The sequence below is a fragment of the Pseudomonas sp. P1_F1_2 genome, from assembly GCF_056405815.1.
The window spans coordinates 25562-46118 of sequence record NZ_JBFUBK010000037.1; the positions used below are offsets into that span (position 1 = coordinate 25562).

16 protein-coding genes and 1 pseudogene are annotated in these 20557 nt (G+C 60.8%); 7 read left to right on the forward strand and 10 right to left on the reverse strand.

Going from position 1 to position 20557, the window contains the following annotated elements; genetic code table 11:
- Window positions 1-381 precede the first annotated feature (381 nt).
- A complete protein-coding gene (gene arcD, locus AC1D2P_RS13330; protein ID WP_223525675.1) occupies window positions 382-1809 on the forward strand; it encodes an arginine-ornithine antiporter in 1428 nt (475 codons plus the stop codon).
- Window positions 1806-2669, forward strand: coding sequence for a DNA-3-methyladenine glycosylase family protein (locus AC1D2P_RS13335; RefSeq protein ID WP_477758447.1), 864 nt, complete (start codon window positions 1806-1808; stop codon window positions 2667-2669). Before arcD ends, AC1D2P_RS13335 begins: the two co-directional genes overlap by 4 nt.
- Before the next feature lie 104 nt (window positions 2670-2773).
- On the opposite strand, the gene AC1D2P_RS13340 is transcribed toward AC1D2P_RS13335, so the two are convergent.
- The 10 genes and pseudogenes from AC1D2P_RS13340 to gap all read right to left on the reverse strand — a co-directional run bounded on the left by AC1D2P_RS13340 (window position 2774) and on the right by gap (window position 13700).
- Entirely contained in the window at window positions 2774-4105 is a 1332-nt protein-coding gene (locus AC1D2P_RS13340) for a CoA transferase (RefSeq protein ID WP_477758448.1), read from the reverse strand.
- Between the two features lie 201 nt (window positions 4106-4306).
- Entirely contained in the window at window positions 4307-5062 is a 756-nt protein-coding gene (locus AC1D2P_RS13345) for a methyl-accepting chemotaxis protein (protein ID WP_371916731.1), read from the reverse strand.
- Window positions 5063-5164: 102 nt separating this feature from the next.
- Window positions 5165-6451: pseudogene (locus tag AC1D2P_RS13350) on the reverse strand (methyl-accepting chemotaxis protein); the annotation flags it as partial.
- A gap of 178 nt (window positions 6452-6629) precedes the next feature.
- Window positions 6630-7025 carry a YbaN family protein gene (locus tag AC1D2P_RS13355; RefSeq protein WP_477758449.1) on the reverse strand — a complete coding sequence of 132 codons (396 nt, stop codon included), beginning with the start codon at window positions 7023-7025 and terminating at the stop codon, window positions 6630-6632.
- 137 nt (window positions 7026-7162) lie between these two features.
- The gene (locus AC1D2P_RS13360; RefSeq protein ID WP_109785082.1) at window positions 7163-7771 is read right to left on the reverse strand and encodes a biliverdin-producing heme oxygenase; all 609 of its coding nucleotides are present in this window, start codon (window positions 7769-7771) and stop codon (window positions 7163-7165) included.
- 114 nt (window positions 7772-7885) lie between these two features.
- Window positions 7886-10450, reverse strand: coding sequence for a TonB-dependent receptor (locus AC1D2P_RS13365; RefSeq protein ID WP_477758450.1), 2565 nt, complete (start codon window positions 10448-10450; stop codon window positions 7886-7888).
- 122 nt (window positions 10451-10572) lie between these two features.
- Window positions 10573-11538, reverse strand: coding sequence for a FecR family protein (locus AC1D2P_RS13370; protein ID WP_477758451.1), 966 nt, complete (start codon window positions 11536-11538; stop codon window positions 10573-10575).
- Window positions 11539-11621: 83 nt separating this feature from the next.
- Complete coding sequence (locus tag AC1D2P_RS13375; RefSeq protein ID WP_077431387.1) at window positions 11622-12140, reverse strand: RNA polymerase sigma factor; 519 nt, start codon at window positions 12138-12140, stop codon at window positions 11622-11624.
- Window positions 12141-12216: 76 nt separating this feature from the next.
- Window positions 12217-12681, reverse strand: coding sequence for a methylglyoxal synthase (locus AC1D2P_RS13380; RefSeq protein WP_046032036.1), 465 nt, complete (start codon window positions 12679-12681; stop codon window positions 12217-12219).
- A gap of 17 nt (window positions 12682-12698) precedes the next feature.
- On the reverse strand, window positions 12699-13700 hold the full coding sequence (gene gap, locus AC1D2P_RS13385; RefSeq protein WP_077431389.1) for a type I glyceraldehyde-3-phosphate dehydrogenase: 1002 nt from the start codon (window positions 13698-13700) through the stop codon (window positions 12699-12701).
- A 220-nt stretch (window positions 13701-13920) separates the two neighbouring features.
- Between gap and edd the strand changes: the two genes are divergently transcribed.
- The 5 genes from edd to AC1D2P_RS13410 all read left to right on the forward strand — a co-directional run bounded on the left by edd (window position 13921) and on the right by AC1D2P_RS13410 (window position 20522).
- Window positions 13921-15747 (forward strand): phosphogluconate dehydratase, encoded by a 1827-nt coding sequence (edd, locus tag AC1D2P_RS13390; RefSeq protein WP_046032034.1) that lies wholly within the window; start codon window positions 13921-13923, stop codon window positions 15745-15747.
- The gene (locus AC1D2P_RS13395; protein WP_223525671.1) at window positions 15744-16694 is read left to right on the forward strand and encodes a glucokinase; all 951 of its coding nucleotides are present in this window, start codon (window positions 15744-15746) and stop codon (window positions 16692-16694) included. Before edd ends, AC1D2P_RS13395 begins: the two co-directional genes overlap by 4 nt.
- A gap of 158 nt (window positions 16695-16852) precedes the next feature.
- Window positions 16853-17584 (forward strand): response regulator, encoded by a 732-nt coding sequence (locus tag AC1D2P_RS13400; RefSeq protein WP_046032032.1) that lies wholly within the window; start codon window positions 16853-16855, stop codon window positions 17582-17584.
- Window positions 17574-19043, forward strand: coding sequence for an ATP-binding protein (locus AC1D2P_RS13405; RefSeq protein ID WP_046032031.1), 1470 nt, complete (start codon window positions 17574-17576; stop codon window positions 19041-19043). Before AC1D2P_RS13400 ends, AC1D2P_RS13405 begins: the two co-directional genes overlap by 11 nt.
- A 219-nt stretch (window positions 19044-19262) precedes the next feature.
- Window positions 19263-20522 carry a D-mannose isomerase gene (locus AC1D2P_RS13410; protein WP_477811462.1) on the forward strand — a complete coding sequence of 420 codons (1260 nt, stop codon included), beginning with the start codon at window positions 19263-19265 and terminating at the stop codon, window positions 20520-20522.
- Window positions 20523-20557: the final 35 nt, after the last annotated feature.

The following is a 20557-nucleotide window of genomic DNA, read 5'->3' on the forward strand; positions in this document are numbered from 1 at the left end:
GAACACATTCCATTGTTAATTAAAGACTTTTGGATGCTTTTCGGTCCGGATACGGATCGCCGGAGAAGCCTAATCCAGAGGCCTCGCTCAGAGCTAGCCGGAATAAGCGAGCTTTGGTGGCGATCTTTAAGTTAGTTCTTTTTGGCGTTTCCGCAAATATTTGGCGCCTGTTTTTGGTACGGAATTGATTTATTAGGATTAACCCACAAAATCGCTCTTTGCCATGACGGCCATAGAATGTTCGGTTATAAATAAATGACCGTGACATGGCGTTATCTAATAAACGTTATTACGCTGTATCTATTTAGTTAAAACCCGTCATGTGACGGTTTTATAACCATGGTCGCCCGGCCGCATTTGGAAAAAAGTGGAGACGCAGGAATGTCACAACCGACGCAAAAGCTTCGCCTGAGCGCGTTGATCGCCCTGGTGGTGGGTTCGATGGTTGGCGGGGGGATCTTCTCGTTGCCGCAGAACATGGCGGCGCGAGCTGATGCGGGGGCGGTGCTGATCGGATGGGCCATCACCGCCGTCGGCATGCTGACCCTGGCGTTCGTCTTCCAGACCCTGGCCAATCGCAAGCCTGAACTGGATTCCGGGGTGTATGCCTACGCCAAGGCCGGCTTCGGCGACTACATGGGATTTTCCTCCGCTTGGGGTTACTGGATCAGCGCCTGGCTGGGCAACGTCGGTTATTTCGTGTTGCTGTTCAGCACCCTCGGTTATTTCTTTCCGGTCTTTGGCCAGGGCAACACACCCGTCGCCATCGGCTGTGCCTCGGTGCTGCTGTGGGCCGTGCATTTCCTGGTGATGCGCGGGATCAAGGAGGCGGCGTTCATCAATCAAGTGACCACCGTGGCCAAGATCGTGCCGCTGATCATGTTCATCGTCATCGCCGCCGTCGCTTTCAAGGCGGACATTTTTACCCGGGACATCTGGGGACGCAGCAACCCGGATTTTGGCGGGGTGATGGACCAGGTTCGCAACATGATGCTGGTGACGGTGTTCGTCTTCATCGGGATCGAGGGCGCCAGTGTCTACTCGGCCCGGGCGGAGAAACGTTCGGACGTGGGACGGGCGACGGTCATCGGTTTTATCGGGGTGCTGGCCTTGCTGGTGCTGGTGAACGTGTTGTCGCTGGGCATCATGAGCCAGCCAGAATTGGCCAACCTGCAGAACCCGTCGCTGGCGGCCGTGCTGGAACATATCGTCGGGCCCTGGGGGGCGTTGCTGATCAGCGTTGGCCTGGCGATATCGCTGCTGGGGGCTTTGCTGTCCTGGGCGCTGCTGTGYGCCGAGATCCTGTTCGCCACGGCCAAAGACAAGACCATGCCCGCCTTCCTGAAAAAGGAAAACGCCAACCACGTGCCGGTGAATGCGCTGTGGCTGACCAACGTGATGATCCAGCTCTTTCTGCTGATCACGCTGTTTTCCGCCGGCACTTACACCAGCCTGATCTACCTCGCGTCGTCGATGATTCTGGTGCCGTACCTGTGGTCGGCAGCGTATGCGGTGTTGTTGAGCGGGCGCGGCGAAACCTACGAGCACGCCAGCGCCGAGCGCACCAAGGACCTGATGATCGGCGGTATCGCGCTGGGGTATGCGGTGTGGTTGCTGTATGCCGGCGGGGTCAAATATTTGCTGCTGTCGGCGTTGTTGTATGCGCCGGGGGTGATTCTGTTCGCCAAGGCCAAGCATGAGCAAGGCGAGCCATTGTTCACGCATGTCGAGAAGGGCATTTTTACCTGCGTCATGATTGGTGCCGGGTTGGCCGCGTATGGTCTGTACAGCGGGTTGCTGTCGTTGTGAGGTTGTTGCTGGCCTATCAGCCGCCGTATGACTGGTCGGCGATGCTGGGATTTTTGTCGGTGCGGGCGGTGGCCGGGATGGAGGCCGTGGCCGACGGGGTCTACTCGCGCAGCATCGGGTTGAACGGTGTCTACGGTACGTTTTCGATAGGACCGACAGACGCTGACGCCCTTGAACTGACTCTGGATTTTCCGGATGCGATGGCCGTGCCCGGGATCGTGGCGCGGCTGCGTCGGATGTTTGATCTGGATGCGGATTTGCCAGCGATCCACCGCCAGTTGACACGGGAACCGTTGATGAAGCGCCTGATTGCCCAGCGTCCGGGCTTACGGGTGCCGGGTGCCTGGGATGGATTGGAGTTGGCGATTCGAGCGGTGTTGGGGCAACAGATCACCGTGGGCGCGGCGATCCGCCTGGCGGGCAAACTCGTGGTGCAGTATGGCGCGCCGTTGCAGTCGCCGCTGGCGGGATTGACCCATGTGTTTCCTGAGTCGGCCGTGTTGGCGAACGCGGATCTGGCGGCATTGGGCATGCCGAAAAGCCGGGGGCGAACCTTGTCCGGTGTGGCTCAGGCGTTGCGGGATGATCCTCGGTTGTTTGAGCCGGGCCGAGAAAATGGAGTGGCGCGGCTACTCGCCTTGCACGGGATTGGTGACTGGACGGCGCAGTACATTGCGTTGCGCCAGTTGCGCGAGCCGGATGCGTTTCCGTCTGGGGATGTGGGATTGATCAAGGCACTGGCAGCGCTGGAAAGCGGGCCGGTGACCGCGCGGGATTTGTTGCTGCGAGCCGAGGCGTGGCGACCTTATCGAGGGTATGCGGCGCAGTTGCTCTGGACATCACTCAGCCGCTCTGACTGAGCTGTTTGTTCTGGCCCCATCGCGGGCAAGCCCGCTCCCACAGTGGATCTGTGCCGATCACAAAACCTGTGGGAGTGGGCTTGCCCGCGATGGGGCCAGAATCATCACCACCACTGCGCGCGATGGGAACCCAACTCTGTCGCGGGTAGCCCCCACTGCAACGGTGTCCCGGTGATTTTCAGCGGCACATGAAGCCGATGCGCCGGCCCCCAAGGCGTCTGCTCAATCACGATCCCTTGATCGTTGTCATCCTCTGCCCGCAACGGTTCTTGCACCCCGGCACCCTGTTCAATCAACAGTTTCGCCGTCCGCGCCAACGACAACCGCGCCGAACCCCCACGCCCCAATAAAATGACAGCCGCAGCCGCCATCAAATACCCGGTGGCGTGATCGAGCGCCTGCACCGGCAAGGGTGTCGGTTTGTCCGCGTGTTTCCACTGCATCCCGGCGTCGCAAATCCCGCTGCTCATCTGCACCAGGCTGTCGAAGCCACGGCGGTTCTGCCACGGGCCGCTCCAGCCATAGGCGTTGAGGCTGACATCCAGCAGGCCCGGCGCCAGTGTCCGGCGCTCGGCAACGCCGTAGCCCAAGCGTTCCAGTGCATCGGCGCGGTAACCGTGCAAAAGGATGTCCGCTTCCTTGAGCAGGGTTTCGAATACAGCGCGATCATCTTTACTGTGCAGATCCAAGCGCGCACAGCGTTTGCCCAAGGTCACCTCCGGTACCACGCCGGGTTCGTTCCAGGTCGGCGGGTCAATGCGCAGCACCTGCGCACCGAGGCCCGCGAGAAAACGGCTGGCGACCGGACCTGCCAGCACGCGGGTCAAATCCAGCACCTTGATCCCGGCCAGTGGCTGGGCCACGGAGCCGCGCCACGCTTTGGCGGGGTGGCCGCTGGCGTCGCTGAACTGAATCAATGGCTCGGCGTTGACGGCCAACCCTTGCGGGTGCCGCTGCCATTGCGCCCACGTGCGCATTTCGGCGGCGCAGCCCCCGGCGTCGACCACCGCCTGCTCCAGAGCGCTTTTGGCCCAATGCGCCACTTTGCTCGCCATCGCCGCGCGGTCAACGCAGGTGCCAAGCACGCTTTCAGCCGCTACCCGGTGATGGGGGGCGTTGGTGTGCAGGCGGATCCAGCCGTCATTCGTCGCGTAGTCACCGGCCACCGGGTCCCACATCGGCGGAACGCTCCAGCCGACGGGGCGGATCGACGTGGCGAACCAGAAAGAGGCAAGGCGGCGGTCGACTTCAACCCCCGGCAAGCGACCGGTGTGCTGCCGCAATAGCTCGCTGACAACCTGTCCGGCGGCGGCAATGCTGGCGCAGGCCAGATCGGTCACGGCAAACGCCGAGGGCAGGGCGCCGCTCGACGTGAAAGGTATGGGGGGGTGAGGCAAGCCGAGTGCGGCTTGAATGGACGTGAGTAAATCAGTCATCGAAGGCCCTCCGGAACGAGAGCCCGAGCATAGTTCAAAACGGCTGACAGACCAGATGATCGTTCCCACGCTCTGCGTGGGAATGCCTCAATGGACGCTCTGCGTCCGCTTTTGGGACGCAGAGCGTCCCGGGCTGCATTCCCACGCAGAGCGTGGGAACGATCCTGTCGCGGGCAAGCCTTGCTCCTACAGGAACGTGAATTACACCCGGAACTGATCCATCAATTTCATCTGGTGCGTGGTCAGCGAGTTGAGATGGCTGCTGATCTGCGCCGATTCGGTGGCTTGGCCGGTCAGGGTTTCGGTGACGGTGCGGATCGCCGAGACGTTGCGGTTGACCTCTTCGGCCACTGCGCTTTGCTGTTCGGCAGCGCTGGCGATTTGCAGGTTCATGTCGCTGATCACCGTCACTGCATCACTGATTTTGCCCAGGGCCTGGACCGCTTGCTGGATCTGCCCAGCGTTGTTGTGGGCCTGGGTCTGGCTCGAATGCATGGTGGCGACCACGCCACGCGTGCCGCTCTGGATGCGCTCGATCACCTGGCGAATTTCTTCCACCGAATCCTGCGTGCGTTTGGCCAGGTTGCGCACCTCGTCGGCCACCACCGCAAACCCGCGACCGCTTTCACCGGCACGGGCCGCTTCAATCGCGGCGTTGAGCGCCAGCAGGTTGGTTTGTTCGGCAATGCTGCGGATCACTTCCAGCACCGAACCGATCTGCTCACTGTTGACCGCCAACGCTTCGACTTCGGTCACCGCTTTGCTGACTTCGTCCGCCAGTTGATTGATGTCGCGGGTGCTGCGCTCGATGATCTGCATGCCATCTCGGGCCGATTGGTCGGCACCTTTGGCCGCACTGGCGGCGTTCGAGGCACTGTTGGCAACGTCGTGGGCGGTGGCGCTCATTTCGTTGGACGCGGTGGCGACCTGGTCGATTTCACGGAACTGCACTTGCATGCCTTCGCTGGTCTGACGGGCGATTTCCGAAGACTGGTCGGCCGTGCCGCGGGCGTCGGTGATGCTTTGCTTGATCTGCGCGATGGTCGGTTGCAGCTTGTCGAGGAAGCGATTGAACCAGCTGACCAGTTCACCCAATTCGTCTTTCTTGCTGTAGTTCAAACGCTGGGTCAGGTCGCCGTCGCCGCTGGCAATCGCCTTGAGCATGTCGGCCACGCTGTTGATCGGGCGGGTCACGCCCGACGCGGTGAGCCAGATCAGCAGCAAGCCGCCCAAACCAGCAATGACGGCACCCAGCACCGCTTTGATCGTGCCGCTTTGCTGGGCGTCATCGAGCACCGCTTGCAGTTTCACCGAGTCGGCCAGCAACACTTGTTTGGGCAAGTCGATCACCACGGCCCAGGTTTTCGCGTCAGTGATGGGGCTGACCGGGTAGACCGCGCGGATCAGGTCGCCTTGCTGAAGAATCTTCGGCGCTCCGCTGCCGAGCAATTGCAGGATGTCCCTGCCGTCCGCGCCGAGGGTGTCGCCGATGCTCTTGCCGACTTTACCGGCGTCGACACTGTAGGCCGCGAGCACGCCTGTGCCGGAGACGATCAGCATGTGCCCGGCGCTGTTGAACAGTTCACGCTGGGAGTCGACCGCCGCCGCTTGCAGGGCATCTAGCGCGATGTCGACACCGACCACGCCGATGGACTTGCCATCCACCAGCAGCGGTACGGAAATGGTGGTCATCAACACTTCTGTTTTGTTAGCGCCGACGGTATCGGCGTAGGGGTCGAGCAGGCAGGTACGCTTGCTGTCCCGCGGGCAGGTGTACCAGACGTTGTAGGGTGTGCCGCTGAGGTTCAGGGTGGTTTTGGTCATGTCCTCTTCGACCATGATTGTGTTGAGCGCCTCGCCCCCTGCACGGCTCCAATACGTGGCGAATCGCCCGGCTTCGTTGGACTGGCGGACCGCATCATTGACGAACTCGCTGTCCTTGCCATCCAGCCCGTTGGGCTCGAACGCCAGCCAGATCCCCAGCACTTTGCTGTTGCGCTCGAACGCGGTTTTCAGGTTCTGGTTCAACTCTTCACGCAGGGCGCCGGCGTCAAGCGAGCGCTTGGCCGCCAGGGTGCGCATGTCCTTGATCTGATCGGCCAGGGCCGTCACCACCGTCAGCGTTTCACCGAAGGTCTTCTGCACTCGCACCGCTTGTTCGGCAGCTTTGGCTTGCAGCAGGCTCTGCACGCTGTCGGTGAGCATTTTGCTGCTGGAGGCGTTGACCAGATCATCGTTCTGATTGGTCTGGTAAATGTTCATGCCGACGATCAAGACGACCACGCCGAGCAGGCAAAGACCGGAGAGCAAAACGATTTTCAGACGGATAGAGAGGGAGTCGAACATAGGGCGAACTCACAAATGGATGAAGTGTTGGCAAGGAGTCGAAACCGACTCGGTACGCCAAATCCATTTAGCGCCATTCAATGCACATCGGCGCTTTGTGAAGGTTGCATGAACGCAAGTCGACGAACGGTAGTGGTTGACCGTTTGCGCAGGAAAATGCCCTGAAAAGAGCTGAATTTCAGGAAATTCTCGGTACTGATTCCGGTCGCGACCAGATCCACAGATTGCCCAGGCTCATGCCGGCAATCGCCAGGTAAATCGTCCAGCCGTGATCGAGCATCACCAGCATCAGCGTGGCGCACAGCAACATGCTGACGGTGGCACTGACTTTGGCTCGACGGGCGATGATCTTGCCGTTGCGCCAGTTGCGCAGGATCGAACCGAACAGCCGATGGTTTTCCAGCCAGGCACTCAAGCGCGGCGAACTGCGGGTCGCGGCCCAGGCGGCGAGCAGGATGAATTCGGTGGTGGGCAGGCCGGGCACGACGATGGCGATCAGGCCGATACCGAGGCTGATGTAGGCCAGCAGGCCGAAGAGCAGGCGGGAGATTTTTGAAGAGGGGGGCTGAGGCATTGGTCTCAAGGGCACGGGGGGGAGGCGGACCTGTGGGAGCGGGCTTGCCCGCGATGACGGTCTACCCTTCAACAAAGATGCTGAATGTCACATTGCAATCGCGGGCAAGCCCGCTCCCACAGGATATTTGTTTGGCTTCAGGCCGGTTCGGCTGCGGTGGCGTAAGCCTGTTCCAGCAACACGGTAAACCGGTTGAACGCGTCGATGGCGCCTTTGTCCAGATCGGCTTCTTCCTGTGCGCTGAGCGTCAGGCCATCCAGCGTCTTCACGAAACTTTTCCAGCCTTCAGCGCGACCACCGGTTGGTTCGCCAAGATGGCGGGCGCCGAAGGTTTCACTCAAGCCCAGGCCAACGGCTCGCTTGATCAGGAACGCTGCGCCGAGCTTCGACCCTTCGGAAACGAACAGCCAGCCCAGCGCTTCGGCCTGGGTCGGGTTCTTCACGGCACCGGCGACGGCGGCCGGCACTTCGGTTTCCAGATCAGCGAGGTCAGCCTTGGCCGCTTCGGCACGGCAACGGGCCGGCAGGTCGGGAACAATCGCGGTCAGTGCGGCATCGTTGTACAGCGACACCAGTTCCGACTGGAACAGGTACTGAGCGACCACGAAACGGGCGAAGTTGGCCTGGGTTTCAAACGGCGCGTGGGCTTTGACCAGGGCATCAAGTTTGGTATGCGGTTCGTGGGTGATCTGGTTCAAACGTTGCGAACGCAGAGCAGGGCGTTGAGCGGTGTCCTGAGAGGTCATGAGAAATCCTTGAGAAATGGAGGCGCTTGGTAACGAGACGAATCAGTAGGCGCGCGACAGTAAAAAATCTTCACTGTGCAGCTTTTACTGGGCTGCACAGTGAGTCGGGCGGGATCAGATATCCCAGACCAGATTGACCGCGAAGTTGCGACCCGGCTGGGTCAGGCGGTCGAGGTTGGCCGGCTGAGTCACCGAGGCTTCGCCGACGCTGTCGTAGCCGCGTACGTCATCCCATTGCCAGTACTTTTTGTTGGTCAGGTTGTAGAGGCCGGCGTTGACGGTCACGTCGTCGGTCACCTTGTAGAAACCGGCCAGGTCGAGCACGCCATAACCCGGTGTCTTGAACTGGGTGCTGGTGCCATCAGGGGTCTTGAAGCTGGTGCTGTCGACGCGGGTCTTGCGCTTGACCAGTGTCCAGTTCAGCAGGGCGCCGTAGTTGTCCTGGTCGTAACCCAGGCCGAACACGCCGGTCAGCGGGTTGATACTGTTCAGCGGCTGACCGGTGTCATCGTTACGACCGTACTGGTAGGCCGCCGAGCCTTGGGTATAGAGGCCGTTCGGAGCGCCGAAGTTGTCCAGGTTCAGGCGACCCTTGAGCTCCACACCTTTGATGGTCGCGTGGGCGATGTTGTTGCTCTGGAACGTGGTCTCGGTGTAGCCGGGCGTAATGGCGTTCTCGTCGATGAAGTCGCGGTATTTGTTGTAGAACACCGCTACATCGAACGTGCCGGCCTCGAACTGACCGCGCAGGCCGGTTTCATAGCTCTTGCTCTTTTCCGGTTCCAGGTCCGGGTTAGGGGCGACCTGATAGCCGCCCGCGAGGTTTTCGAAGCGACCATACAAAGCCTTGGCCGTCGGCGTGCGGAAGCCTTCGGCGTATTGGCCATACCAGGTGTAGTTGTCGTTGAAGCGGTAGGTGGTGCCGAGTTTTGGCGACAGTTGATGCCAGGTTTTGGTGTCTTCGCTCACGACGCCGTTGCCGCTCTGGTCGGCGGTGGCCAGGAACTCATCGGTGACGTGCGGCTTGAGTTGGGTGTAGTCGTAACGAGCACCGGGCAGGAAGGTCCAGTTGCCCCAGCTGATCTGATCCTGGGCAAACAGGCTGTAAGTGTTGATCGTCGGATCGGGGAAATCGCTCGCCGGTTTCAGGGTGTCGGCGGGGCTCGCGGCACCGATGACCCGACAGGAACCGGCCACGGTCAGACAGGTGCCGGTGCCGGTACGCAGGCCGGTGACTTTGTCCTGTTTGATGGTCGTGCCGTAGGTGACGAGGTGAGCGGTGTCGGCAATGGCGAATGACTTGTCAGCCTGGACATCGAACACCCACTGGCGATCTTTGTAGTTGGTGTCGCGGTTGCGCAGCACGGTGCGCGAAGGTGCGTAGATTTCCTGGGTGCTCTGGTCGGCCTTGGCGATCTGATAGTTCAGGGTCCACTTGATGTTGTCTGCCAGGGCGCTGTCCAGACCAAAGTTATGATCCAGGCCAAAACGTTCGCGAGTGATCGTGTCGTTCCCGGTACGGGATTTATAGAAGCCGAAACCACGCCCGGCGTTGAACGGGCCGCCCACCGCGCTCAACTGGTTGGTGTCGCTGTCGGCCTTGTAGTTTTCGTAAGTCAGACCAAAGCGCGCGTCGTCGGCGTAATCCCAGCCCAGCTTGGCCAGTACGCTGGTGGTGCGCACGTCCTCAGGGTTGGCCTCGGTGCGGTTCAGGCCGGTGCCACCGGTTTCGCCGTAAGACTCTGTTTCATGACCGTTGCGCTGGCTCAGGTGCAGCAGGCCGTCGAACTCGCCGGTACGGCCGGCCACGGTGCCGGAGGTCAGCCAGCTTTCATCGGCCGAGCTGTAACCGGTTTTCAGGCGCGCGCCGACGTCCTTGCCAGGTTTGATGATGTCATCCGGGTCCAGCGTGTAGTAGCTGACAGCGCCGCCGATGGCGTTGCTGCCATACAACACCGACGCGGGGCCCCGGAGGATTTCCACGCGTTTGACGATTTCCGGGTCGACGTAGTTGCGGTTGGTCTGGGCATACGGGCCGTTGAAGAAACTGTCCGGCACTTGCACCCCATCGACCTGGGTCAATACGCGATCGCCGTCGATGCCACGGATGTTGTAGCCCGTGAGACCGGCGCGCTGGCCTGTGCCGCCCACCGAAACGCCCGGTTCATAGCGCACCAGTTCCTTGATGTTATTGACGTTGTTGCGGTCCAGGTCTTCACGGGTATAAACGCTGACTGTGCTCGGTACGCTGTTCACGTCCTGTTCATTACGGGTGGCGCTGATCGTGACCTGGTCCAGGTTGATCGCGCCGTTGTTGCTGCGTTTCTCCAGCACAATGTTGCTGGTGCCCAGTTTGCGATAGCTCAGGTTGGTCCCCACCAACAGGCGATCGAGGGCTTTTTCCGGCGGCAACGAACCGCGTACGCCCTGGGAAGCCACGCCTTCCGCCAGCTCTGCCGGCAAGCCGACTTGCCAACCTGTCACGGCGGTAAAGGCATTGAGTGCCGACACCAGCGACTGAGCAGGGATGGCGAACGAATAATCACCCATGTTGCGGGTCGACGGCTCGGCCGCCGTGGCGGCCATGAGCGGCGCGGCACCGGCCATGAGGATGGCGGCGGTCAGCAGCGACAGCACGCAGGAAGGTGAAGAGGACTGGCGGGTAAGGCGAGAGGACATCGATAGCGCTCCGTGTCGCACGAATCTTTATAGGTGCTGATTGGCATATAGAGATGCGAATCAATTGCATTGGCTATAACGAGACGAACGAACGCGTGCTATCGAGTAAAAATAATTCTCATTTAGTTCAGGATGACTAAAGCGGGGAATTCCTGAAGCCGTGCGGAGGTGATGTGTGCCAGCGAGCGGACCACATCCAGCGGTTGGTCGAGACGGTAATTGCCGGTCACGGCGACGTCGGCCAATTGCTCGTTGTTGTTGATGATCCAGCCCGGATAGTAGCGACGCAGCTCTGCCAGTACCTGGCTCAGCGGGCAGTTCTCGAACACCAGTCGGCCCTGGACCCAGGCCAGTTCGGTGGCGGCATCGAGCTTGGCGGGCCGGTCGAAACCGTTGGGGCCGATACGAATGCTTTCACCGGCGCTGAGGCGCACACGCGTATCGTCGTGCGTCGCCCGCAAGTCGACATCCCCGCGCTGCACCCGAACCTGCGTCACGCCGTCCAGATAACGCACGGCAAACGCGGTATCGCGCACGCTGGCCGTAACGGGCCCGGCGTCGATTTCCAATGGCTGGCCACGACTGGCTTGCACTTCGAAAAACGCTTCGCCCTGATACAACCTGGCCACGCGCTGTTGATCGTTGATGGTGCTGGAAAACGCCGAGTCGGTATTGAGCAGCACTTTGGAGCCGTCCTCCAATTGCAGGCGCTGGCGTTCACCGATCACGGTCAAGTGGTCGGCCTGAAGGCGCATCGGCAGGTTGCTGAAACTGAACAGGCCGAGGATCAATACGGCGGCCGTCGCCAAGGGTTTCCAGTGCGGACGCAGGCGCGACTGGACGGTTACTTTCGGCGGCCGGGCGGCCAGTTGTTGTGCGCATTGCACCACTTGCGGGCCATCCCAGATCGCCTGCGCCTTGGCGAACGCCTCGGCATGCAGCGGATCAGCAGCCAGCCAGTCATGAAACGCCTGGGTCTGGTCTTCGCTCGGGCTGCCCAGCACGATCAGCCAGTCCAGGGCCTGGTCCATCGCGGTAGCGGGGTCCCTGGCCGGCGAGGGCGAAGGGGAGCGGTGGGTGTCCGTCACGGTGTTTCCTCGGCAGTGTCTGTGCACGGCTGTTTTTTTAGTGAGGCTTGGAAGTGGGGCAAGGGTAACAAAGCCTGACGAACTCAGTCGCCGTTTGAGCGCTCGGCGACGCCGATGCAGATCGTCATGATCAGCTTCAGTTCCTTCTGCACAGTACTCAACGAGACGCCGAGCTTCTCGGCGATCTCCAGATAACTGTGTCCGTTCAGGCGGCTGAGGATAAAAATCTGCTGCTGACGATGGCTCAGTTCACCGAGGCTCACGTTCAAACGCTCCAGCAATTGTTCGGCATGGACGGCATCTTCGGCGCTGCTGGTAGGGGCGGCGATGCTTTCCACCACGTCCAGCGGCACGTCGTCGAGCAGGGTGCGGGACTGAATGCGACGCGCGCGCAAATGGTCCAGCGCCAGGTTGCGGGCGGTCTGGAACACGAAGGGTTCGAGGTGATCGATGGGCCGTTCACCCAGCGCGCGAGTCACTCGCAGGTAGGTCTCCTGCAGGAGGTCTTCGGCGGTGCTGTGATTGTTGACCATCCGCTCCAACGTGCGCAGCAGCGAAACGCGCTGGGCGATGAAGACATGATTGAAGCGCGATTGACTCACGGGGGAACCTGATCCATTTCGAGCGAATGATAATGCTTATCATCCGCTCGGATGGTCAAGTACTGATTGTGAGGGGTTACGCTCGGCCGGATAAATACGTCGCGTAATCGGGGATGCGATGTTCGTGTGCCTGATCCATCAACGGGCTGCTGAGCAGGTAGTCGGCGCTGCATTCATTGCACGCCACCGGAATGTTCCAGACCGCCGCCACGCGCAGCAAAGCCTTGATGTCCGGGTCGTGGGGTTGCGGCTCGAACGGGTCCCAGAAAAACACCAGCAGGTCGACGCGCTGCTCGGCGATGCGTGCGCCGAGCTGTTGGTCACCGCCTAGGGGGCCGCTGATCATGCTTTCCACCGGCAGGTCGAGGCGTTGTTGTAATAACAACCCGGTGGTGCCGGTGGCGAGCAGTTCATGTTGCGCGAGTTTGTCTTTGTGCCGTTCGGCCCAGTCCAGCAAAAACACTTTGCAGTGGTCATGGGCGACCAAGGCGATACGCTTGCGCGCCGCCAAGGTCTTTTGCGTAAAACTGATACCGATCATCGGTGACTGCTCCGGGCTTATTCAGCGTTGCACAGCGCCAGGCAGTTATCGAGCATGCGGTTGGAGAAGCCCCATTCGTTGTCGTACCAGGCCAACACCTTGAGCAGCTTGCCGCTGGACTTGGTGTGGTTGGCGTCGAAAATCGACGACAGCGGGTTGTGGTTGAAGTCGCTGGAAACCAGCGGCAGGGTGTTGTACCCGAGAATCTTCGAATGCTGGCTGGCTTCTTTCATCAGCGCATTCACTTCATCGGCCGATGCTTCACGCTTGAGCTGAACGGTCAGGTCCACCAGCGACACATTGATCACGGGCACGCGAACGGCCATGCCGGTCAGCTTGCCCGCCAGTTCCGGCAGGACGAGGCCGACGGCTTCAGCGGCACCGGTCTTGCTCGGGATCATGTTCTGGGTGGCGGAACGGGCGCGGTACGGGTCGGTGTGATAGACGTCGGTCAGGTTTTGATCGTTGGTGTAGGCGTGGATCGTGGTCATCAGACCGCTCTCGATCCCGAGTTCACGGTGCAGCACCTGAGCGACCGGGGCCAGGCAGTTGGTGGTGCACGACGCGTTGGAAATGATTTGGTGGTGTTGGCGCAAAATGTCGTGGTTAACCCCATACACCACGGTGGCGTCGGCGCCTTTGGCCGGGGCCGAGATGATGACTTTGCGCGCGCCGGCCGTAATATGCGCGGCGGCTTTGGCGCGGTCGGTGAACAGACCGGTGCATTCGAACACGACATCAATCTTTTCTGCAGCCCAAGGCAGTTCGGCGGGGTTGCGAATGGCGCTGACGGCGATGCGGTCGCCGTTGACGGTCAGGCTCTCCTGGTCGTGCTGGACATCGGCGTCGAACGTGCCGTGAACAGTGTCGTACTTGAGCAGATGAGCGTTGATCGCGCTGTCACCCAAATCATTGATGGCAACGATCTGCAGGTCCTGACGATAGCCTTGGGTATACAGTGCGCGTAAGACGTTGCGGCCAATTCGGCCAAAACCATTGATTGCGATTCGAAGAGTCATTTAACAGGGCCGCCGTCGTTTTGTTGTTGGAATTACAAGATTATTCGCATAAAAATAGAAAACAAGCCTTTTTAATGGCAATATTTTGTTCAATCTACAACGAGTGACCTGAACAAACTGGTCCGACCGATCAAGAAAACCGTCTGTCATCCCAATCACAACGGTCCTTGTTCAGCATAGACAATCAGGTCGCCACATCCGTTAGCCTGGAGTTCTACACATGCATCCCCGCGTCCTTGAGGTCACCGAACGGCTTATCGCCCGTAGCCGCGCCACACGTGAGGCCTACCTTGCTTTGATTCGCGGTGCGGCCAGCGACGGTCCRATGCGCGGCAAGCTGCAATGCGCCAACTTCGCCCACGGCGTGGCGGGTTGCGGTACGGAAGACAAGAACAGTCTGCGGATGATGAACTCCGCCAACATCGCGATAGTTTCGTCATATAACGACATGCTCTCGGCACACCAGCCGTATGAAGTCTTCCCGGAACAGATCAAAAGAGCGCTGCGCGAGATCGGTTCGGTCGGCCAGTTTGCCGGCGGCACCCCGGCCATGTGCGACGGCGTGACCCAGGGCGAGCCGGGCATGGAACTGAGCTTGCCGAGCCGCGAAGTGATCGCGATGTCCACCGCGGTGGCGTTGTCCCACAACATGTTCGACGGTGCGCTGATGCTCGGCATCTGCGACAAGATCGTGCCGGGCCTGATGATGGGGGCTTTGCGTTTCGGTCATCTGCCGACGATTTTTGTGCCGGGCGGGCCGATGGTCTCGGGCATTTCCAATAAGCAGAAAGCCGATGTGCGCCAGCGCTACGCCGAAGGCAAGGCCAGCCGCGAAGAGCTGCTGGAATCGGAAATGAATTCCTACCACAGCCCTGGCACCTGCACGTTCTATGGCACCGCCAACACTAACCAGTTGCTGATGGAAGTCATGGGCCTGCACTTGCCGGGCGCCTCCTTCGTCAACCCGAACACGCCACTGCGCGATGCCTTGACTCGCGAAGCGGCGCACCAGGTAACGCGTCTGACCAAGCAGAACGGCGACTTCATGCCGATCGGCGAAATCGTCGACGAACGTTCGTTGGTCAACTCCATCGTGGCGCTGCATGCCACTGGCGGCTCGACCAACCACACCTTGCACATGCCGGCCATCGCCATGGCGGCGGGCATCCAGTTGACCTGGCAGGACATGGCCGACCTCTCCGAAGTCGTGCCGACCCTGAGCCACGTCTACCCGAACGGCAAAGCCGACATCAACCACTTCCAGGCGGCGGGCGGCATGTCGTTCTTGATCCGCGAACTGCTGGACGCCGGGCTGCTCCACGAAAACGTCAACACCGTGCTGGGTCACGGCCTGCGCCGTTACACCATGGAACCGTTCCTCGATAACGGCGAACTGGTCTGGCGCGAAGGCGTGACCGACAGCCTCGACGAAAGCATCCTGCGCCCGGTCGCTCGTGCGTTCTCGCCAGAAGGCGGTTTGCGCGTGATGGAAGGCAACCTGGGCCGCGGCGTGATGAAAGTATCGGCCGTAGCCTTGGAAAACCAGATCGTCGAAGCACCGGCGATGGTGTTCCAGGATCAGCAGGACCTGGCCGATGCGTTCAAGGCCGGTTTGCTGGAGAAGGATTTTGTCGCGGTGATGCGCTTCCAGGGCCCGCGCTCCAATGGCATGCCGGAACTGCACAAGATGACGCCGTTCCTTGGCGTGCTGCAGGATCGTGGCTTCAAAGTGGCGCTGGTGACGGACGGGCGTATGTCCGGTGCCTCGGGCAAAATCCCGGCGGCGATTCATGTCAGCCCCGAAGCGTATGTCGGTGGCGCTTTGGCGCGGGTGCAAGAGGGCGATATCATCCGCGTCGATGGCGTCAAAGGCACCCTGGAACTTAAGGTGGACGCCGCTGAATTTGCAGCGCGCGAACCTGCCAAGGGCCTGTTGGGCAATAACATTGGCAGCGGTCGTGAACTGTTTGGTTTCATGCGCATGGCCTTCAGCTCGGCGGAGCAGGGCGCCAGCGCCTTTACTTCTGCCCTGGAGACGCTTAATTGAAACTGGCTTTGGTCGGTGACATCGGTGGGACCAACGCACGTTTCGCGTTGTGGAAAAACCAGCAACTGGAATCGGTCCAGGTGCTGGCGACGGCAGACTTCGCCCATCCGGAAGACGCGATCAGTCTTTACCTGAGCGGTTTGGGGCTGGCGCCGGGTTCGATCGGCTCGGTGTGCCTGTCGGTGGCCGGTCCCGTGAGTGGCGATGAATTCAAGTTCACCAACAATCACTGGCGACTGAGCCGCAAGGGTTTCTGCGAGACCTTGCAGGTCGAGCAGCTGTTGCTGGTCAATGACTTCTCGGCCATGGCGCTGGGCATGACCCGTTTGCAGCCCGGCGAATTCCGCGTGGTCTGCGAAGGCATGCCGGAACCGTTGCGCCCGGCCGTGGTGATTGGTCCGGGCACTGGTCTTGGCGTCGGCACCTTGCTGGATCTGGGGGAAGGGCGTTTTGCCGCGTTGCCCGGAGAAGGCGGTCACGTCGACTTGCCGCTGAGCAGTCCACGGGAGACCCAGTTGTGGCAGCACATCTTCAATGAGATCGGCCATGTCAGTGCTGAAACCGCGTTGAGCGGTGGCGGCTTGCCACGGGTTTACCGGGCGATTTGTGCGGTGGACGGTCACACGCCGGTACTTGAAACCCCGGAAGCGATTACCGCTGCAGGGTTGGCTGGTGATCCGATTGCACTGGAGGTGCTGGAGCAGTTCTGCTGCTGGCTTGGCCGCGTGGCCGGCAACAACGTGCTGACCACCGGCGCGCGCGGTGGCGTGTACATCGTGGGCGGGGTGATTCCGCGATTCGCCGATTTCTTCCTTGAAAGCGGTTTCGCCAAGTGCTTCGCCGACAAGGGCTGCATGAGCGACTACTTCAAAGGCATCCCGGTGTGGCTGGTGACGGCACCGTATTCCGGCCTGATGGGCGCGGGTGTGGCGCTGGAACAGGCTTGAGACCGAGTACCATTCATCGCGAGCAAGCTCGGCTCCTACACAGGGTTGTGATGACCTGTAGGCGCTGAGCTTGCTCGCGATGGGGCCCTCACAGACACCAACGTTCTTTGCACGATCAGGCATAATCCGCCCAATTCAAACAACAAGGACGCCGCCCCGTGAGCTCAGTCAACAAGTCGATTTTGTTGGTCGATGACGATCAAGAGATACGCGAGTTGCTGGACACCTACCTGACCCGCGCCGGTTTCCAGGTCCGCACCACGCCCGATGGCGCCGGTTTTCGCCAGGCGCTGAACGAGGCGCCGAGCGATCTGGTGATCCTCGATGTGATGCTCCCGGACGAAGATGGCTTCAGCCTCTGCCGCTGGGTTCGCCAGCACCCGCGTCAGGCGCAAGTGCCGATCATCATGCTCACCGCCAGCTCCGACGAAGCCGACCGGGTCATTGGCCTGGAGCTGGGTGCTGACGATTACCTTGGCAAACCGTTCAGCCCACGTGAATTGCAGGCGCGCATCAAGGCGTTGTTGCGCCGCGCGCAGTTCGGTCAGGAACGCAACGGCGGCGAAGTGCTGGCCTTCGATGACTGGCGCCTGGACATGGTCAGCCATCGACTGTTCCACACCGACGGTGAAGAAGTGATTCTGTCCGGCGCCGATTTCGCGTTGCTGAAACTGTTCCTCGACCACCCCCAGGAAATCCTCGATCGAGACACCATCGGCAACGCCACCCGGGGTCGCGATTTGATGCCGCTGGACCGCATCGTCGACATGGCGGTCAGCCGTTTGCGTCAACGCCTGCGTGACACTGAAAAACCGCCACGATTGATTCGCACCGTGCGCGGCAGCGGCTATCAACTGGCCGCCAATGTGATTGCCAGCAATGGCCACTGAGTCTTTGCGCAAGCTTGCGGCCAAGGTGCCGATGCCGCGTTCGCTGCTGGGGCGGATGTTGCTGCTGACGCTGCTGGCGGTGTTGTTTGCGCAGACGTTGTCGAGCGTGATCTGGGTGTCGCAATTGCGCGCGACGCAGCTTGAAGGCCTGGTCACCAGTGCCCGCAGCCTGGCGCATTCGATGACGGCCAGCGTCAGTTATTTCCGCTCGCTGCCGGTCGCTTTCAGGCCGTTGGTGCTGGACCAGTTGCGCAGTATGGGCGGCACCCGATTCGTGGTGACCCTCAACGACAAACCCTTGGGCATGGATGTGCTGCCGATCACCCCGCGCAAGGAAGCGGTGCTCAAAGCGGTGGACGAAGTGCTGCGCCAGTCACTGGGCCAGGACACCGACATTTCGGTGACCTTCGTCAGCCCCGAAGACCTGCGAATTTTCAACGGTGGCTTGAAGCTCGACGAATTGCCACGCTCGTGGGCGCACTACGCCTTGACGCTGGAGCCGGTGAACCCGCCTGTGCTGGTTACGCAAATCCAGATGGCGCCGGGTGAATGGCTGTACATCGCCTCGCTGCTGCCCGAGCCCTACACCAGTCTTGAAGAGCAGGGGCTGCCGGCGCAGCAGGTCTGGTTCATTGTGCTCACCAGCGGTTTTCTGCTGCTGTTCATCGGTTTGCTGGTGCACTGGCAGAGCCGTCCGCTCAAACGCCTGGCCCGTGCCGCCCGGGACATGTCGCTGGGGGCCGACGTGCAATCGGTGGCTGAGGGCGGCGGCAGTGAAGTGGTCGAAGTGAGCCGTGCATTCAATGCCATGCGCGAACGCATCAGCCGGTACCTGACCGAGCGCAGCCAGTTGTTCAGTGCGATTTCCCATGACCTGCGTACGCCCATCACTCGCTTGCGCCTGCGCGTGGAATTGCTGGAAGACGAAAAGCTGCAAGCCAAGTTCGGACGGGATCTGGATGAGCTGGAGTTGCTGGTCAAAGGCGCGTTGCAATGCGTGAAAGACACCGACATTCACGAAAACATCGAACCAGTGGACCTCAACCATGTGCTTGATTGCCTGGTGGAGCCGTATCTGGCGCCCAATGGCAATGGTCGCGTGACTCAGCAGGGGCGGGCGCTGGCAGCGTACCCCGGCAAACCGTTGGCGCTTAAACGCTGCATTGGCAACCTGATCGACAACGCCTTGAAGTACGGACAAAACGCGCATTTGCACATCGATGATGACGACAGTGCGTTTGTTCTGCACGTCGATGACGAAGGGCCGGGCGTGCCCGAGCAACGGTTGGAACAGGTCTTCGAACCGCACTTCCGCCTGGCCGGGCAGCAGCAGGGGTATGGGCTGGGGCTGGGAATTGCGCGCAACATTGCGCATAGCCATGGTGGGGAAGTGAGCCTGCAAAACCTGCGTGAGGGTGGGTTGCGGGTGACACTTCAGTTACCGCGAAGTGTTGACTAGTCAGACCGCGTTATCGTTCATCGCGAGCAAGCTTTGCTCCCACAGGTATTGCGCCCATCCTGTAGGAGCCGAGCTTGCTCGCGATGGCGTCAGACCATTCAACACACTCCTCAAGGCGAATGTCACAGACTGGTGACATAACTCGCCCCCTTCGTTACCTGCCTGTCATCGCCCGTTGTTTAGACTGCCCTCCAGTCATAACAACAAAAAAGGTATGCCATGGACACCTTCCAACCGGCGTTCAGCAGTTGGCTGAACGCGCCTGCCCATCAGCAATGGCTTGCAGCTGAAGGCCTGCGCCTGCTGGCGTTTGCCAAGGCTTCAACGCTTGCCGACGGCTTCGGCAATCTGGATGAAAAAGGCCGCCTGCCGGCCAACGCCTACGCCGAAACCATGAACACCGCCCGCATGACCCACAGCTTCGCCATGGCGCACATCCAGGGGCTTGCGGGGTTTGCGGAGTTGGTGGATCACGGCGTCCGCGCCCTCAGCGGGCCGCTGCGCGATGCCGAACACGGGGGCTGGTTTGCGGTCGCGCATCATCGCGACGGCAACACTGGTAAGGCCGCCTACCTGCACGCCTTTGTTGCGTTGGCCGCCAGTTCCGCCGTCGTCGCCCAGCGTCCCGGCGCACAAGCCTTGCTCGACGATGCAATCAATATCATCGACACGCATTTCTGGAGCGAGGAGGAGGGCGCGATGCGCGAATCCTTCAATCGCGACTGGCGTGAAGAGGAGGCCTATCGCGGTGCCAACAGCAACATGCACGCCACCGAAGCCTTCCTCGCACTGGCCGATGTCACCCAGGACAACCGCTGGCTGTGCCGTGCACAACGCATCGTCGAGCGCGTTATTCACGGTCATGCCGCGGCCAATGATTATCTGGTGATCGAGCATTTCGACCGTCAGTGGCAGCCGCTACGCGAGTACAACCACGACAACCCGGCCGACGGTTTTCGCCCCTACGGCACCACACCGGGCCACGGTTTTGAATGGGCGCGACTGGTGCTGCACCTTGAAGCGGCGCGGGTTCAGGCGGGAATGCTCACGCCAGGCTGGCTCGCCACCGACGCGCAAAAACTCTTCGACCACAACTGCCGTCACGGCTGGGATGTCGATGGGCTGCCCGGGATTGTCTACACCCTCGACTGGGACAATCGGGCGGTGGTTCGCCACCGTCTGCACTGGACCCATTGCGAAGCCAGTGCCGCCGCCAGTGCGTTGCTTAAACGCACCGGCGATGYGCGATACGAAACCTGGTACCGGCTATTCTGGGAATTCTGTGACAGTCATTTTATCGATCGTTGCGACGGCAGTTGGCACCATGAGCTGGATCCGCAAAACCGCCCAAGCGCTGATATCTGGGCCGGTAAACCCGACCTGTATCACGCCTGGCAAGCCGTATTGATTCCGCGTCTGCCTCTGGCGCCGAGCATGGCCACCGCTCTGGGGCAGTTATCACAGAGCGCTCCTGTGTAACCATGCAGTGACATTCCAGCGTCCCTTCGTTACCT